Origin of the sequence: Dinghuibacter silviterrae, from assembly GCF_004366355.1 — a bacterium.
Lineage (GTDB): Bacteria > Bacteroidota > Bacteroidia > Chitinophagales > Chitinophagaceae > Dinghuibacter > Dinghuibacter silviterrae.
The window spans coordinates 2324955-2342173 of the sequence record NZ_SODV01000001.1 but is presented as its reverse complement, the minus strand read 5'-3'; the positions used below and the strand labels follow the sequence as shown (position 1 = coordinate 2342173).

The 17219-nt window shown below is 57.1% G+C and carries 15 protein-coding genes; 4 read left to right on the top strand and 11 right to left on the bottom strand.

Annotated elements, in window-relative coordinates:
• The first annotated feature begins 33 nt into the window (after positions 1-33).
• The gene (gene purE, locus EDB95_RS10435) at positions 34-555 is read left to right on the top strand and encodes a 5-(carboxyamino)imidazole ribonucleotide mutase (protein WP_133993341.1); all 522 of its coding nucleotides are present in this window, start codon (positions 34-36) and stop codon (positions 553-555) included.
• Here purE and EDB95_RS10430 read toward each other — a convergent pair whose 3' ends face one another.
• The 3 genes from EDB95_RS10430 to rimO all read right to left on the bottom strand — a co-directional run bounded on the left by EDB95_RS10430 (position 556) and on the right by rimO (position 6073).
• Entirely contained in the window at positions 556-3009 is a 2454-nt protein-coding gene (locus tag EDB95_RS10430; protein WP_133993339.1) for an FtsX-like permease family protein, read from the bottom strand.
• A 117-nt stretch (positions 3010-3126) separates the two neighbouring features.
• On the bottom strand, positions 3127-4722 hold the full coding sequence (gene bshC, locus EDB95_RS10425) for a bacillithiol biosynthesis cysteine-adding enzyme BshC (RefSeq protein WP_133993337.1): 1596 nt from the start codon (positions 4720-4722) through the stop codon (positions 3127-3129).
• Between the two features lie 43 nt (positions 4723-4765).
• Positions 4766-6073, bottom strand: a complete 1308-nt coding sequence (rimO, locus tag EDB95_RS10420) for a 30S ribosomal protein S12 methylthiotransferase RimO (protein ID WP_133993335.1) — start codon at positions 6071-6073, stop codon at positions 4766-4768.
• 97 nt (positions 6074-6170) lie between these two features.
• On the opposite strand from rimO, the gene EDB95_RS10415 reads away from it, so the two are divergent.
• Complete coding sequence (locus EDB95_RS10415; protein WP_133993332.1) at positions 6171-6611, top strand: hypothetical protein; 441 nt, start codon at positions 6171-6173, stop codon at positions 6609-6611.
• Here EDB95_RS10415 and ftsY read toward each other — a convergent pair.
• The 4 genes from ftsY to rpmB form a co-directional block, all read right to left on the bottom strand.
• Positions 6608-7564: a signal recognition particle-docking protein FtsY gene (gene ftsY, locus EDB95_RS10410; protein WP_133993330.1), complete on the bottom strand. Its 957-nt coding sequence runs from the start codon at positions 7562-7564 to the stop codon at positions 6608-6610. The two genes, EDB95_RS10415 and ftsY, sit on opposite strands and share 4 nt — an antisense overlap.
• 113 nt (positions 7565-7677) lie before the next feature.
• Positions 7678-7848 (bottom strand): DUF4295 domain-containing protein, encoded by a 171-nt coding sequence (locus EDB95_RS10405; protein WP_133993328.1) that lies wholly within the window; start codon positions 7846-7848, stop codon positions 7678-7680.
• Positions 7849-7850: 2 nt separating this feature from the next.
• On the bottom strand, positions 7851-8033 hold the full coding sequence (gene rpmG, locus EDB95_RS10400; protein WP_133993326.1) for a 50S ribosomal protein L33: 183 nt from the start codon (positions 8031-8033) through the stop codon (positions 7851-7853).
• Positions 8034-8061: 28 nt separating this feature from the next.
• Positions 8062-8298 (bottom strand): 50S ribosomal protein L28, encoded by a 237-nt coding sequence (rpmB, locus tag EDB95_RS10395; RefSeq protein ID WP_133993324.1) that lies wholly within the window; start codon positions 8296-8298, stop codon positions 8062-8064.
• A gap of 65 nt (positions 8299-8363) precedes the next feature.
• Here rpmB and mutS point away from each other — a divergent pair, with 65 nt between their 5' ends.
• Both mutS and EDB95_RS10385 read left to right on the top strand, forming a co-directional pair.
• The gene (gene mutS, locus EDB95_RS10390) at positions 8364-10964 is read left to right on the top strand and encodes a DNA mismatch repair protein MutS (RefSeq protein ID WP_133993322.1); all 2601 of its coding nucleotides are present in this window, start codon (positions 8364-8366) and stop codon (positions 10962-10964) included.
• A 211-nt stretch (positions 10965-11175) separates the two neighbouring features.
• Entirely contained in the window at positions 11176-11439 is a 264-nt protein-coding gene (locus EDB95_RS10385; protein WP_133993320.1) for a hypothetical protein, read from the top strand.
• Between the two features lie 30 nt (positions 11440-11469).
• Here EDB95_RS10385 and EDB95_RS10380 read toward each other — a convergent pair whose 3' ends face one another.
• From EDB95_RS10380 to EDB95_RS10365, 4 genes are all read right to left on the bottom strand, one after another.
• Entirely contained in the window at positions 11470-12105 is a 636-nt protein-coding gene (locus EDB95_RS10380) for a porin family protein (RefSeq protein ID WP_133993318.1), read from the bottom strand.
• A 56-nt stretch (positions 12106-12161) separates the two neighbouring features.
• A complete protein-coding gene (locus EDB95_RS10375) occupies positions 12162-13424 on the bottom strand; it encodes a retropepsin-like aspartic protease (RefSeq protein ID WP_162852544.1) in 1263 nt (420 codons plus the stop codon).
• A gap of 106 nt (positions 13425-13530) precedes the next feature.
• Positions 13531-15891, bottom strand: a complete 2361-nt coding sequence (locus tag EDB95_RS10370) for a ribonucleoside-diphosphate reductase subunit alpha (RefSeq protein ID WP_133993314.1) — start codon at positions 15889-15891, stop codon at positions 13531-13533.
• 43 nt (positions 15892-15934) lie between these two features.
• Positions 15935-16909 carry a ribonucleoside-diphosphate reductase small subunit gene (locus EDB95_RS10365; RefSeq protein ID WP_133993312.1) on the bottom strand — a complete coding sequence of 325 codons (975 nt, stop codon included), beginning with the start codon at positions 16907-16909 and terminating at the stop codon, positions 15935-15937.
• Positions 16910-17219: the final 310 nt, after the last annotated feature.

Below are 17219 nucleotides of genomic sequence, written 5' to 3'. Positions count from 1 at the left end.
CGCGCGGCGCGCGCTTTTTTGTAGATTTGCCCCATGCCGGATACTTCTCCCCTCGTGGGCATCATCATGGGCAGCGACAGCGACCTAACGGTCATGCAACCTGCTGCGGACTTTCTTCGTTCTCTGGATATTCCGTTTGAGCTGACGGTGGTGTCGGCGCACCGCACGCCGTTGCGCATGGTCCATTATGCCAGCGACGCGCGGGACCGCGGTTTGAAGGTGATCATTGCAGGGGCCGGGGGCGCGGCGCACCTGCCCGGGATGGTAGCCTCGCTGACGACGCTGCCGGTGATCGGGGTGCCGGTGAAGTCCTCCAATTCCATCGACGGCTGGGATTCGGTGTTGTCCATCCTGCAAATGCCCAATGGGGTACCCGTGGCGACCGTAGCCCTGAATGCGGCGAAGAACGCGGGGATTCTTGCTGCCGAAATCCTCGGCGCATTCGACGAACGCGTCGGCGCGGCGCTGGCGGCGTACAAACAACAAATGATCCACGAGGTCCAGGAGAAGGTGGATATTTTGAAGGAAAAGGGGTGGATCAACCAGTTTGATTGATCACTCCGTCCGCAAGCTGTTCACCGGGTTTGCCCTGGCGGCCCTGAGGGCCTGGTAACTCACAGTGAGCAGCGCTACGACCAACGCGCCCGCGCCTGCGAGCACGAATACCCACCAGCTTACGGAGGTCCGGTAGGCAAAGTCCTGCAGCCATTGGCGCGAAAAGTACCACGCGATGGGGGAAGCGATGACCAGCGCCAGTCCCACCAGGATGACAAAGTCCCGGTTGAGCAGCAGGACGATCTGGCCGACGCGCGCACCAAGCACCTTGCGGATACCGATTTCCTTTATCCTGCGTTCTGCCGAGAACATGGCGAGACCGAACAGGCCCATACACGAAATAAAAATAGTAATACACATTGCCACCGTCGCGAGCCACACCGTGTTTTCCTCCTGGGCGAACAGCCAAGTGATCGACTCGTTAAGGAAACTGTATTGGAAGTCCTGGTCGGGGTATATTTTTTTCCATTCCGCCTCCATCCGGGTCAGCACGCCCTTGACCTGGGCAGGGGTCTTGATCCCCGGGGAAAGTTTGACGGCGGCGCCTTCGATAAAGTCGGGCCACTTCATGATGACGGCGGGCTTAATGGCATTATGGAAGGATTCCATACTAAAATCAGCAACGACCCCTGCGATCGTATACGTCTTTGTCCCGTTCGGGCCGGGCGCAGACAGTTGCCGCCCGATGGCTTCCCGGGCATGCCGGAAACCCATCGACCTGGCCATCGTCTCGTTGATGACCACTTCCATGACGCTGTCCCCGTGGAGCATATTCCGGCCGGCGACAAGACGCATCTGGTAAAACGGGATGTATTCGTCGTTCCCTATTTCCACGCCGGCTTCCGTCTGGACGGTATCTTTATCGACGTAAAAAAAGCTGGACGTCATCTGGGCAAATCCCATGGGGGCATGGGATTGCAGGATGACCTTGTCCACCCCGGGGATGTTCCGGATGCGGTCCGCCAGTACCTGGAGCTTCGCCTGGGGTGGAGGCCCCCAGTGCGTCAGGGTGATGACGGCGTCGGTGTTGAAGCCTTTGTCGGCATTGCGCATGTACCTGATCTGCTTGGCAATGACGATGGAGCCGATGATAAAGACGAGAGAAATAACGAATTGAAACACGATGAGTGCTTTCCGCAAATTGGCCCGGGGTCCCTGGGCATTGCCTTTCAGGGTAATCACCGGCAAATAGGACGCCAGTACCCGGGCCGGGTAAAATCCGGACAGTACCGTCGTCAAAGCGACAACAGACGCTAAAAAGGCAAGGTTGGTCAGGCCAAAGGGATGGTACAGTACCCCTTGGGGAACATAGTCTTTGAACAGCCACAACACCGGGTTAACCAGGCTACTGGAAAGGACGGCGGCGATCAGCGTAAGCAACAGGGTTTCGGTGAGGAACTGTCCCATGATCTTACCCTTGCCGCTGCCGAGTACCTTGCGGACGCCAATTTCCTTCGCGCGCTGGATGGACTGGGCGGTGGAGAGGTTGACGAAGTTGATGGAGGCGAGCAAAAGGATAAACCCGGCCACCCCCATCAGGATGTAGAGGGTCGGCATGTAAGGCTTCCGCCAGTTGTCCCCGTCGTCTTCGACGTGGAAGGCTTCACTGAAGTGGGCGGCGGTCAACGGTTGAAGGTACATCTTCACCGAGCCATGCTTGTAGTGCAGGTTCGCGATGTAGGAAGCAAAACGGGCATTCACCTGCTCCGGAGTCACGCCCTTGTCGAGGAGGACGAAGGCCTGCGAGCCATGCGGCTGGAGGCTGCTCCAGTCTTCGGTGGGGATTCGTTTTTTCAAAAAGCTGTGCGTGGCCGATGACAGGGAAACGAAGTCTGTATAGGCAAAATCACTACGGTTCGTCCAGTCCCTGACGATCCCACCCACGTTTACCTTTAGGGAGTCCGCGTAAATAATCTGCCGGCCAATGATGCTTTCCAGGGGTATATCACCAAAATATTGACGGGCCCGGCTTTCGGTGAGTACTACCTGGAACGGCCGGTCGAGTGCAGACGCATCCCCGGCCAGCCAGTCGTAATGGAATATATCGAAATAAGAGGACTTTGTCAGGATAGCGGCAGGCTGATAAGAATCCGGCACGCGGTTATCGAAATTCTGGAGCTTCCCTTTGTCGTCCGGAACGGCAATCGACTGGCCAAACCAGTAATACCCCACCTTGGCGGCAAAACCCGGGACCTGTGTCTCAAAACCGGCGAGGTCGTTGTAGACGCTGTTGATGAATGATTTTTCCCCCCGTTCGTTGACATTTTCCCCGACAATCCGGTAGATCCGGTCCCGGTTGGGCAGGAAGCGGTCGAAGCTGAATTCGTAACGGACGATCAGGAAGATGACGACACAGGCGCAGATCCCCAGGGCGAGGCCCAGGATATTCACTGCACTATAGAGCAGGTGGCGGGTGATGTTGCGCCAGGCGATCTTAAGGTAGGTTTTCAGCATACAAAGGGTCCACCAAAGGTATGCCGTCGGCTAAATGACTGTGGGTCAATATATCCCGGGAGGACTATTGTCCGCTGGCGATACACCTGCTGTACGCTGGCGATGCCCGGAGGATGCTTAGGGGATGGTCAGCAGGCAAAATTTGGCCTCCAACCCCAGGGAATGCTGATAGAGGACTTCGATCAAGTCCCGCCCGTATTCGGCATAATAGGGCATAAAATTCTCTACCCGCTCCTGCAAGCCCCCCTTGGGGAAAAGGGTGCCTTTTATCGTGTGGATCTGCCGGCGCTGGTCGTCGAAGTGTTGCTTCTCCGCCTTTAGCAGTTTCTTTTCCAGGACGTGGAGTCCTTCGAGGGCCCTGCTTCCCAAAGCCCCTACATGGGGCTGGAGGGTAACGTCCACGGCCCCTGCGAGGGTGGAAAGGCGGTCGTAGAGCGCCCGCAGCGTGTCGATTTCTTCGGTCAGCGACAATGGGTGGGTGCTATCCCTTCGCACCAATGCATTGACCAGCTCCGGTTCCGGCGCAAACCAGCACGGCAGGGGCAGGTCCAGCCGCGCCGCCTTGTCCGCCACTGCCTGTTTGACCAGGAGAAAGGAATTCCGGAGCACCAGCACCGGGTAGGGCACACCCGCTTCGGCAAAGACCTCTTTCAACTCCAGCCAGTAGGCGAGCTCTCCCCCACCCCCGATAAAGGCGATACCCGGCAAAACCCATTCCTGGAAGACACCCCGGAGGATAACGTTCGGGCTAAAGCGTTCGGGATGGGCCTCCAGTTCGGCGTTCATCGCGGAGACGGTAAAGGTCAGGTCGGTGTCCACCACCCGGTAGCCGTCGCCTTCACGGACGATGCGGTTGCGGAGGTTGTCTTTCAGGTAAAACAGGTTGAGGTCCCGCCCGGCGGCCTGGACCTTGTAGTGCTCCTCCAAACGGGCGATGGTGCCGGACACGGCGGTATGGGAAAAACCCTCGGCCAGCTCCCGCCGGAACAGGGGCAGGAAAAGCCGTTTGAGCGCGGCGTCGTCGGGGATCAGCACGACCAGCCCATAGTCGGCAAACAAGGCATGGACCATGTATAAGGTCGCCGCCTGTATGGTGTCGTGCCTGAGATAGGCCTCGCGGATCAGGGAGGCCATTTCCGCTCCGTGCGGGAGCCCGCCAAACTCACCCTCCAGCCGGTGGACCAGGGTGTCCAGTCCTTTGGGCGACATACGGCCCACGGCCCCGGTCTGGTCGGTGGCCCACGTCAGCGTTTCGCCACCCGCATAGATATGCCCGAGCTCATCCAGGTCAGCGTCCTCGCTGCCCATGAAATACACGGGTACGAAGTCGTAATCCGGCAGGGCGGTTTTTGCCTCTTTGGCGAGCCGGATGGCGTGCAGGATCTTATAAATGAAATACAGGTGCCCCGTGAAAATATTGGGCTGGTGCGCTGTGGTGATCACGAAGGTTGTGGGACGTTCCAGCAGCTCCAGGTTACGGTGTAACGCTTCCGCGGGAGGAAGGGAACGGTATTGTTCGCGAAGCGTTTGTACCAGGGTAGCGCGGTCCGTAGGGAAAGCTTCCCGCTCTTTGATGGCGTCCTTTAGCCCGTCAAGGGACACCGGGTGTTTGTAAAAGGGCCGGAGCGTATCCGCTCCTTGTACATAGTCCGAAACAAGGGCCGAGAATGCCCCCGTTTCCTTATAATCGATCCACTGAGCTATACAGTCCATATACTGTCGAAAAAGTACAACCGCCGCCCCCGGGGGCGCGGGTCTATATCACTTCCCCTTCAAGATCGTAATCATAAGCCTTGGTGATCCGCGCTTCCACAAATTCTCCCGGTTTGAGCTTGCGCTCGCTGTGGAGAACGACCTCGTTGTCCACTTCCACGCTGTCAAACTCGGTGCGACCGAGGTAACGACCCGCTTCTTTTTTGTCCACGATCACCCGGAAGGTTTGTCCCACCTTGTCCTGGTTCTTTTCATAGGAGATTTCCTGCTGCACTTCCATGATGGATTGCGCCCTTTTCTCCTTTTCCGCCGCGGGGATATTGTCCTCCTCCGCGTAGGCGGATGTATTCTCCTCGTGTGAGTACGTAAAGATGCCGACCCGGTCGAGCCGCATGCGTTGTAAAAAGTCCTTGAGCTCCTCCACGTCCGCCTCGGTTTCCCCGGGGTACCCCGTGATCAGGGTTGTCCGCAGACAGATCCCGGGGAGACGGTCCCTGATCTGACCGATCAGGTCTTCCATTTCCACACGCGTGATCTGGCGTTTCATCGCCTTGAGCATGTTGTCGGAAGCGTGTTGCAACGGCATGTCCAGGTAGTTGCAGATGTTGGGCCGCTCGCGCATCACGTCGATGATCTCCAGCGGGAATTTCGACGGATAGGCATAGTGCAACCGGATCCACTCCAGGCCCGGCACGTCTGCCAACGCATGCAACAGCCGCGGCAGCTCCCGTTTTTTATACAGGTCCAACCCGTAATACGTCAGTTCCTGGGCAATGAGCATGACTTCCTTCACGCCCATGCGGACCAGCTTACGGGCTTCCTCCACCACCTGTTCGATAGGTTTGCTGACGTGTCCGCCCCGCATCAAGGGAATGGCGCAAAAGGAACAGGTGCGGTTACAGCCCTCGGATATTTTCAGGTAGGCGTAGTGCTGGGGGGTGGCAAGCAGGCGCTCTCCCAACAGCTCCGCCCGGTAGTCTACGTCAAAGCGTTTCAGGATCAGCGGCAGCTCCATGGTCCCGAACCACGCGTCCACCTCCGGGATCTCGCTTTCCAGGTCACCCCGGTAGCGTTCGCTCAGACAACCCGTGACATACACCTTGTCCAGGCGTCCTTTTTTCTTGTGCTCCACCTGGTCGAGGATGGTATTGACGGATTCCTCCTTGGCCTTGTCGATAAAGCCGCAGGTATTGACGATGACGATGTTGTGGTCTTTTTTCGTGCTCTCGTGCACCACGTCTATGTCCCCCGCGGCCAACTGACCGCTCAGCACCTCGCTGTCCACCAGGTTCTTGCTACACCCCAGGGTGATGATGTTCACCTTGTCCTTCTTGAGCGATCTTGTCTTCATGCGGGGGCAAAGTTATGACTAAATCTGTTGCGGCGCCGAAGGCACCCTTGACGGAAAGTCTGAATTTCACTATTTTGTTGCAACAATCTGCTCTGATATGCAAAAACACCTGCTTCGGGGAATCCTTTCCCTCTCACTATGCGTGGCTGCGCCCGCGCTGCTCTCCGCCCAAAGCCTGGGGGACCTCACCAAAAGCGCCCCTTCCCTGTCCGCTATCACCCAACCGCCTGCGATCGGCAACGTCACGGAAACATCGGGGGGTATTACAAGCCTGCTGGGGTCGAAACTGGGGTTGAGCGCCACCCAGAAACCGGGCGTTTCCGGGGCGGTCACCGACTTCCTGACCAAAAAGTCCGGGTTCATCGGGACGGCCAAAACCGACCCCACCAGCTACATGTCTTCGTTCAAAGGGCTCCAGGGCGGGCTATTCGGAAAGCTAAAGACCATCATGACGGTCTCCCAGTATGCAAAGTTCCTAAAGCTCAAGCCCAGCGCGTCCAGCGCAGGGAGCAGCCTGCTGGGCAACCTGTTTTACTAAAGCTTGAAAAGGCTGTCGACGAATTCGTGCCGGTCGAACACCAGCAGGTCCTCCGCCTTTTCCCCCACCCCGATAAACCGGACGGGGATCTTGAACTGGTCCGCGATGGCCAGCACCACCCCCCCTTTGGCCGTGCCGTCCAGCTTGGTGATCGCCAGGCTGGTGACCTGGGTGGCGGCGGTAAAGTGCCGGGCTTGCTCGACGGCGTTTTGCCCCGTCGACCCGTCCAACACCAATAATACGTCGTGTGGCGCTTCAGGGATCACTTTTTGGATGACCCGCCGGATCTTGGAAAGTTCGTCCATCAGGTGGGCCTTGTTGTGCAACCGGCCCGCCGTATCGATCAGGAGGACGTCCACGCCCTTGGCCACGGCGCTGTTCACAGCGTCAAAAGCCACGGAGGCGGGGTCTGCCCCCATTTCCTTTTTGACGATGGGTACGCCCACCCGCTCGCTCCAGATGGTCAGCTGGTCCACGGCCGCCGCGCGGAAGGTATCCGCCGCGCCGAGGAGGACGCTTTTGCCGGCCCGTTTGAACTGGTGGGCCAGCTTGCCGATGGTGGTTGTTTTCCCTACCCCGTTTACACCCACGACGAGGATCACGTAGGGCTTCTTCCCGCCGGGCAGCTCGAAATCCTTATACCCCTGGTCGGGTGCCTCCACCAAAAGCGCCTCGATCTCTTCCTGCAAAAGCCGGTTGAGCTCCGTGGTGCCCAGGTACTTGTCTTTGGCTACCCGCTTTTCAATGCGATCGATGATCTTGACCGTCGTGTCGATGCCTACGTCCGCGCTGACCAGGGCCTCTTCCAGGTTGTCCAACACCTCTTCGTCCACCGTACTTTTCCCTGCGACAGCCCGGGTCAGCTTCCCCAGGAAGCCTTCTTTCGTCTTTTGGAGCCCCTGGTCCAGGCTTTCCTTCTCCTTACTCCCGAATAGCTTACCGAAAAAACTCATACTGGCATTTTTATAAAGTTACCGCGTCGCCCGCGGGACGGCCAAAAACCGCAAGCGCCGCAGCCAATATCACAGGCAGCGGCGCTCACACCACAACTTTCCCAAAGGGACAATTATTTTTCGCTCAGGAAGTCTTTGACCTTGTCCTTGTGGACGATCTGCTCCTTGAATGTATAGGCGCCGGACTTGCTGCTCCGCACGGCCTTGATGACCTTGGTATAGTTCTTTGCTTCGGCGGCGACCTTAGGGTCTTTCTTAATGGCCGTTTTCGCTGCTTTTGCCATGTCTATTTAATTTCTTTGTGAACGGTATACTTCTTGAGGATCGGGTTGTATTTCTTCAACTCCAGGCGCTCAGGCGTGTTCTTCTTGTTTTTGGTAGAGATGTAACGGCTGGTCCCGGGCAGGCCCGTGGTCTTGTGTTCCGTACATTCCAGGATTACCTGAACCCTGTTCCCTTTCTTTGCCATTGTATAATGAATTTGCTTGTAAAAAAAGTTAGATCACGACGCCTTTCGCCCTCAGTTCCTTTACGACAACCAGGAGACCGTTCTTATTGATCGTCCGGATCGCTTCGGAGGACACCTTCAGGGTGATCCAACGATCTTCCTCGGCGAGGAAAAAGCGCTTGGTCTGCAAGTTAGGCAGAAAGCGCCGCTTGGTCTTAATATTGGAGTGAGACACGGAATGTCCAACGATCGGCTTCTTACCAGTAACCTGACATACTCTTGCCATGACGATTGAAAATTTTGGATTGCAAAGGTAATGAAAAAAAGCAATAAAGCAACTATTTTTGGCCTGTGGCAAAATCTTCCGCAGACACCCCGCTCATGCAACAACACCGGGCCATCAAAGCCCGGTTTCCAGACGCCATCCTCCTGTTCCGTGTAGGTGATTTCTACGAAACCTTCGGGGAAGACGCCATCGTCGCCTCCAAGGTCCTCGGGATCACCCTCACCAAACGCAACAATGGCGCCGCCGCTTCGGCCGAACTGGCCGGTTTTCCGCACCACGCCCTGGATACCTATCTCCACAAGCTGGTCAAGGCGGGGCATCGTGTAGCCGTATGCGACCAACTGGAAGACCCGAAGACCGTCAAAGGTATCGTAAAACGGGGGGTTACCGAAATGGTCACCCCCGGGGTTGCCACCAACGACAAGCTCCTGGAAGGGGGGAGCAACAACTTCCTTGCTGGGTTTCATGCAGACGGCGGCCGCGTCGGGCTGGCCTTCCTGGACATCAGCACGGGTGAATTCTTTGTCACCGAAGGGGACGCCGACTATGCCGACCGCCTCCTCCAAAGCCTTCGTCCCGCCGAGGTGGTGTTCCGCAAGGACCTCCAGCGCTCCTTTAAGGAGACTTTCGGGGACCGGTTTTATACCTACCCCCTCGACGCCTGGATCTTTGAGGAGCAATACGCCCGGGAAAGCCTTGCCCGGCATTTTGAGACGCGGGGTCTGAAAGGGTTCGGGATAGACGACATGCCCCTGGCGATCATCAGCGCCGGGGCCGTCCTCCACTACCTCCGGGAAACCGAGCACCCCCACCTGGGCCACCTCGTGTCCATCCAGCGCATCGCCCCCGACGGCCACCTGTGGATGGACAAGTTCACCATCCGCAACCTCGAACTCTTAGGCTCCAACGTGGAAGGCGGACATCACCTTTTGGCGACGCTCAACAACACCGTTTCCCCCATGGGTGCCCGGCTGTTGCGCCGCTGGACGGTCATGCCCCTGAAGGACAAGGCCTCCATCGACCGACGTCTCGACCTGGTGGAATACCTCGTTCGCGACACCGATGTACGCAAGACTTTCCGGGAGGCGATTGCCTCCTGCGGGGATATAGAGCGGCTTGTCAGCAAGCTGCCGGCGCGCAAGATCAATCCCCGGGAGGTGCTGCAGCTTTGCGCGGGGCTGGGCGCGGTGGGGCGCGTGCGGGAGGCGAAGCTGGGCGCGGGCGGCGACCCCTACCTCGCGGAGCTTTGCGCGGGGCTTGACCCCTCCCCCGCCCTGCGGGACCGCATCACGCGCGCGCTGGTGGACCACCCCAGCGTACAACTGGGCAAGGGCCCCGTCATCCGGGAAGGCGTGGATGCCGCCCTGGATGACCTCCGCGGCATCGCGGGCGCCGGCAAGGAATACCTCCTCCGGCTCCAGCAGCAGGAAAGCGAGGCCACGGGCATCAGCAGCCTGAAGGTCAGTTTCAACAACGTCTTTGGGTACTACCTGGAAGTGACCAATGCCCATAAAGGAAAGGTCCCCCCGACCTGGATCCGGAAACAAACCCTTACGGGAGCGGAGCGCTATATAACGCCGGAGTTGAAGGAATATGAGGAGAAAATAATGGGTGCCGAGGAAAAGATCCTCGCCCTGGAAACGCGGTTGTACGACGAACTCCTGGAACACCTCCAGGGCTTTATCGCGCCCCTCCAGCGAAACGGGCACCTCCTGGCCATCCTTGACGTCCTCGCCGGTTTTGCGGAGAACGCCCTGCGCTATCACTATAAAAAACCGGAGGTCCACGAGGGCACGGAACTGGACATACGCGAAGGCCGGCACCCGGTCATGGAACGCCACCTGCCCCCCGGGGAAAGTTATATTGCCAACGACCTGCTGCTCGATCCCACGACCCAGCAGGTGATCATCCTTACCGGGCCTAATATGAGCGGTAAAAGCGCCTTGTTGCGGCAAACCGCCCTTATCACCCTGATGGCCCACCTGGGCAGCTTCGTGCCCGCCACGGCCGCGCGGGTGCCCTTAACGGACAAGATATTCACGCGCGTCGGTGCCAGCGATAACCTGAGCGGGGGCGAAAGCACCTTTATGGTGGAGATGAACGAAACTGCCAGCATCCTGAACAACCTCACGGCCCGAAGCCTGGTCCTTTTGGACGAGATCGGGAGGGGCACCGCTACCTACGACGGGATATCCATTGCCTGGAGCATCGTCGAATACCTCCAACGGCACCCCGGGCGGCCCAAGACTTTTTTTGCTACACATTATCACGAACTGAACGAGCTGGAAGAGCGGCTGGAAGGTGTCCGTAACTTTCACATTACCCACAAGGAGGTCGGCCAAAAGGTCATTTTCCTTCGCAAACTGGCACCCGGGGGGAGTACCCACAGTTTTGGCATTCATGTAGCCAAAATGGCAGGAATGCCACCTTCTCTCCTGGAAAGAGCGGAGGAACTCCTGGCGGAAATGGAGGGGAAACACCTCGGCACGCCTGTGGACATGCCGGGCCGCAAGAACGGCACTCCCCAACTCCAATTATCCATCTTTGACGCTCATTCTGAGACCTTTGCGGAAATCCGGCGGGTTCTGAATGCAGTGGACATCAACAACCTCACCCCGGTGGAAGCGCTTCTGAAACTCAGCGAGATAAAAAACCTTTTGAAGTGAAATCCTTATCCAGTGCGGGTTCCATAGCGCCTAATTAATATATGATATTAATATTACCCGTCGGTTAAGACTTCTGAATCCCCCCTATTTCGCCTATCTTTGTATCAAGACGCCCGGCCCCGACCTTGCGGGAATGCCACGAATACTTACTGACCCAGCTCGTACTGCCCCATTGAAAGGAATTATTCACTGACGTAAAAAAGGATTGGTTATGTATTCGTATGATCTGTTGGAGCCTGGCTGTTATTATTTGGTCCAGGAAAAACAAAATGGTCCTATCACCCTGATCAGGGTTTCGGTTGTCAGCGACCATTGTATGTACGTTTCCCGTTTTGAAGACACGGAGATTCAGGAATGGAGAAGGAAAACCGACTCTATTTTCGACATTATCGAGCTCCTGGATGAAAAAGCGGTGCAAGCCTGGGAAGCGGAGTACAATAAAGACATGTACAATTACGAAGAGGATGAAGAATAGAAAGGCGGCCTGTGGGGCCGCCTTTCTGCTTTAATAGCGACGGCTACGTCGCTCATAGCCATCCCCATTGGGGAACTTAAACCCAATCCCAATCTGGGCCCCGCGGTTGTATTCGGAAGGCCCGTTGTCGTTGTAGACATCTGACAGCCCCAGGTTGTAGCGCGCAAAGAGCGATACCACAGGACCGCAATTCAGGCCGAAGCCGAAGTTCAGGTCGGCATCCACCTTGTTAAAATTGGAAGACACGTCCGTCTTCACCCCGTCAGTGATGGCCTTCGCCGAGGTCAGGAATTCCACCTGGGGGCCAAACTCAAGGTAGAACACCCGGTTGACATGAAACTGGAACATCAGCGGCACTTGTACATACCCCATGGAGAGCGTCGTATTGTTGGGGTCGGTGGGGTCGAAATAATACCGGCCGTTGCCATAGATCCCGCCCTGCCCGGCATACAGGACCTCGGGCTGCAGGTACCAGTGCCAGCCGAGCGGGATGTTTACAAAGACACCCCCGAAACCCGTACCACGCCATTCGTCGGCGTCTGTGATGGCGGTGCTGCTGAACCCGCCCTTGATCCCAAAATGCGCTTCCTGTTGTGCGTGCGCCGCAATGCCTGCGAGAGACAAAAATGCCGCCAGAACGATGGCTTTCATTTTCATAAAGTTCATAGAATCATAGTTTTCTAGGGTATAGACTTCAAAAGAAGGGCCAAGTTTAGAAGGCCCTATGGGAATTGGAGATACATATACTTAAAATTGAGCACCATTTCCGGAAAGCGGCTAAATACGTCCTGTCCGAGGTTGCCGTAGTATCGTTCGCCCTTGTCGTCGGTGGAGTGGGTCAGCACATCGACCTGGGGCAGGGTCAGGGGACGGCCGCCGACTTCCATGTCTACATTTTTCAACCGGTACACCTCGGTGGCCACGATGCCGCCCGCCCCGCCTCTTCGGGATGTCTGGCGTTTGCCTTCCCGGAGGACTTCCTCCCGGTGCCGTTCCAGGTAGGGGCTGTACAGATCGGTGTTGCTGGCGCCGGTATCGAAGTGAAAACTGAGCGTATCGCCCCGGGTGATCACCGACACGACCGGCGCCCATCCGTCAAGGGCCAGGTTGGATGCCCCGGGGTGATCGGCCCGTTCCAAACGCAGTTCTCCGTCCCTCAGGATGTGTATCTCCTGCAACTGCCAGATCACCGGCAACCCCAGAATGGCCTTGATCGAATAGTGGATGGGCGGGAAGGTGAGCTGGGCGTCGGGAAGTACGAGAAAAACGACGTGTCTGAGCAGGACATCGCCTAAGAAAAGGCTGTCCGCCACCGCCAGGGAAGAGGTATTGTGTTGCCCGGTACTGCCCTGGACGTCCACCCCCGCTTCCCGGATATGAAGACCAAGACGGGCGGCAAAGCTTTCGCTGATGGTGGACAACCCTGCGCCCGTATCGAAAACAAAATTGTACGTCGCCGTGTCTATCCGTACCGGGACGTTCATCAGCCCCGCCACATCCCGTGTCCAGGAAACACTGGCGGAGGCGGGGAGGAACACCTCCTGTGGCGGGACATCCTCCAGGGCGTGCCAGAGGATCCGGTCGTTGGCCAGCTCTACCCGCTGGACCGCATCCATCATATCCTCGTAGTGTCTGAGCAGCGTATCGCAACAGGCAACGGCCATACGGTATTGCCCCAATTTGTAATAGTTGTCCTCCTGCAACAGCCAGAGGCCGTAGCGTTGTCTGCCGGTAAGGCTGTTGGTCTCCAGGAGCGCGCGCACTTCCTTCAGGGACCAGTCGTTTCGCGCAAAAACATTGTCCACGAAGGCTTGGAAGTAGGCTTTGTCTTCGACCCGCAAATGTGTGGATTCCTCTTCAAGAGCCGTCTTCAGACGGAAGTAGTCCTTTTGATCCAATAAAGACTGGAGGCGCGAGAAAGGGGTCTGTGCCTCCGCCGCAGTGATGCAGAGCAGCGCGCACAACAAAAAAAGGGACCGGCTCATGGGATAAATGTAGCGCAAAAAAAAGCCGGCCCCATTCGGGTAACCGGCTTTGCCCATATTTTACCAAAATTTTTAAACGCTTTACGCGCCGCGGGGAGGCCCCGGTTTATGCGCTACACGCCAGGCACCCGTCCGGGTTATCCAGCGAGCAGGCGATGGCGTCCTGCTGCTCATCCTTGGAAGCAGCAGCGGGTTGCTGGAGCGCCTGGGTATCCACCGTGAACTTGATGGCGTCCGCGGCGGCCCGGGTGCGGAGATAATACATCCCGGTCTTGAGGCCTTTTTTCCAGGCGTAAAAGTGCATGGAAGTCAGCTTCCCGAAGTTCGGCTGGTCGATGAACAGGTTCAGCGACTGTGACTGGCAGATGTAGGCGCCCCGGTCGGCGGCCATGTCGATGACCGTGCGTTGCTTGATTTCCCATACGGTCTTGTAGATCTCGCGCAGGTCCTCGGGGATCTCGCGGATCTGCTGGACAGACCCGTTGGCGGCGATGATCTTGTTCTTCAGGTTTTCATTCCAAAGACCGCGGTCCACCAGGTCCTTCATGAGGTGCTTGTTGACGACCACAAACTCTCCGGACAAAACCCGGCGGTTGTAGATGTTGGTCGTATACGGCTCGAAGCACTCGTTGTTGCCCAGGATCTGGGAAGTGGAGGCCGTGGGCATGGGCGCCAGCAGGAGGGAGTTGCGCACACCGTTTTCCATGACGTCCTTGCGCAGGCTTTCCCAATCCCAGCGATCCGTAGGTTCTGCGTGCCACAGGTCAAACTGGAACTGACCCTGGGACATGGGAGAGCCGGCAAAGGTTTCATAAGGGCCATGTTGCTTGGCAAGTTCGTTGGAGGCTGTCACGGCGCCGAAATAAATCGTTTCGAAGATGTCCCGGTTCAGCAAACGCGCTTCCTCGCTTTCAAAAGGCAGGCGGAGCATCATAAAGACGTCTGCCAGACCCTGTACGCCAATACCGACGGGGCGGTGGCGGAAGTTGGAATATTGCGCTTCCGGGATGGGGTAGTAGTTGCCGTCGATGACCTTGTTCAGGTTGCGGGTGACCACCTTGGTGATCTCGAAGAGTTTCTGGAAGTCAAAGGAACCGTTGGTGACGAACCGGGGCAGGGCGATGGAGGCCAGGTTGCACACCGCCACTTCGTCGGGGGACGTATACTCGATGATTTCCGTGCAAAGATTGGAGCTTTTGATCGTGCCCAGGTTCTTTTGGTTGGACTTCTCGTTGCAGGCGTCCTTATACAACAGGTAGGGTGTCCCGGTCTCGATCTGGGCATCCAGGATGGCGTTCCACAGTTCGCGGGCGGGCACGGTGCGGCGGGCGCGGCCTTCCTTCTCGTATTGGGTATACAGTGTCTCGAACGCTTCCCCGTACGTGTTCTGCAGGTCGGGGGCTTCGTGGGGGCAGAATAGGGACCAGTCCGAATCTTCTTCCACGCGCTTCATAAAGAGGTCGTTCACCCACAGCGCCAGGAACAGGTCGCGGGCGCGGAGTTCTTCCTTACCGTGGTTTTTCCGAAGGTCCAGGAAGGCGAAAATATCGTCGTGCCAGGGTTCCAGGTAAATCGCAAAGGCACCCTTGCGTTTTCCACCGCCCTGGTCGACGTACCGGGCCGTGTCGTTGAACACCTTGAGCATGGGGATGATCCCGTTGGACGTCCCGTTGGTCCCCCGGATATAGGCTCCGGTGGCACGGATGTCGTGGATGGCGAGCCCTACCCCACCGGCGGACTGGGAGATCAGGGCGCAGTTTTTCAATGTTTCGAAGATGCCGGGGATGCTGTCCTCCTTCATGGTCACCAGGAAGCAGGAAGACATTTGCGGTTTGGGGGTACCGGCGTTGAACAACGTGGGCGTGCCATGGATAAACCATTTTTCGCTCATGAGGTTGTACGTCTCGATGGCGGCCTCGATGTCCGTCTTATGTATACCCAGGGCAACACGCATAAACAGGTGCTGCGGGCGTTCGGCGATCTTCCCGTTGAGCTTGAGCAGGTACGACCGTTCCAGGGTTTTGAACCCGAAGTAGTCGAAGTGATAGTCGCGGTCGAAGATGATGGCGGAATCGATCCGGTCTGCATGCTCCTCGATGATGCGGTATACCTCTTCCGACAACAGCGGTGCGGATTGACCGGTTTTCGGATCGATATAATTGAAGAGCGCCTGGGCGGTGGCCGAGAAGGATTTCTGGGTGTTCTTGTGAAGGTTGGACACGGCAATACGGGCCGCCAGGGTGGCGAAGTCCGGGTGCCGGGTCGTGTACGAGGCCGCGGTTTCCGCCGCCAGGTTGTCCAGCTCGGTGGTGGTCACCCCCTCATAGATCCCCTGGATGACCTTCTGGGAGATTTCGATGAGGTCCTTATAGTCCACCTGAAGACCATAGCTGAGCTTGTGGATACGGCTCGTGATCTTGTCGAAATGGATCTTCTCTTGTTTGCCGCTGCGCTTTATGACGTACATAGGTGCAAGTAATTTATATGTGTGAGTGTAGTAAGTTTAACATTTAAAAGTCTTCTTCCATGGAGAACCCCTGGGCAGGCTGCCCGGCGTTCATCACACCCGACTTCTGGTATTCCCCTACCCTGCGTTCAAAGAAATTGGTCTTCCCCTGAAGGCTGATGAGCTCCATGAAGTCAAAGGGATTGGTGGCGTTGAACGCCTTGGTGCTCCCCAGGGCCAGCAGGAGGCGGTCCGCAACGAACTCGATGTACTGGCACATCAGGTCGGCGTTCATCCCGATGAGACGGACCGGCAGCGCGTCGCTGACGAATTCCTTTTCGATCTCCACCGCGTCCCGGATGATGCGTTGCACCTCGGCGTCCGGCAAACGTTCCTGAAGGTGCCCCGTATACAGGAGACAAGCAAAGTCGCAGTGCAACCCTTCGTCCCGGCTGATGAGTTCGTTGGCGAAGCTGAGCCCAGGCATAAGGCCCCTTTTCTTCAACCAGAAGATGGAGCAAAAGCTGCCCGAGAAAAAGATCCCTTCGACCGCCGCAAAAGCGATCAGCCTTTCCGCAAAGGAACCCTGGCTGATCCAGCGAAGCGCCCATTCGGCCTTTTTGCCGATACAGGGGACGGTATCGATGGCCCTTAGGAGGCGGTCTTTCTCAACCACGTCCCGGATATAGGAATCGATGAGGAGGGAGTACATCTCGGAGTGGATGTTCTCGATCATCACCTGGAAGCCATAAAAACAACGCGCCTCGGGATACTGAACCTCCTGGAGGAAGTGCACGGCGAGGTTTTCGTTGACGATTCCGTCGCTGGCGGCAAAAAACGCCAGGACGTGTTTGATGAAATAACGTTCGTCATCGGTGAGTTTCTGGTTCCAGTCGACGAGGTCGCTGGAAAGGTCCACTTCCTCGGCCGTCCAAAAGCTGGCTTCGGCTTTCTTATACATTTGCCAGATGTCCCCGTGCGTAATCGGGAAGAGGACGAACCGGTCTTTATTTTCTACTAGAATGGGTTCCGTTGCCATATATGCTCACATTTTAAGGTCCCCCGCTTTACACAGACGACGACAAGTCCTCTATCGCTTATCTTCACCACAAGCGAGCAAAAGACTTACTATCGTTACAATGGATTTTCGGGGGCGGTGTCGCCCTTGACGACACTACAAATGTTGAAATTCATTTTAAATTAACCTGGGGTTAGATATCCACCGGTGTGGAAAAGGGAAACGCCCAAATTGAACCCTTTCCCCAGCGGGCCTTCGGTCATTTTAATACTGCAAAATTCAGGCCTGACAAGCATTCCGGCCAACATGTCGCCACCATATCCCCCGGGGC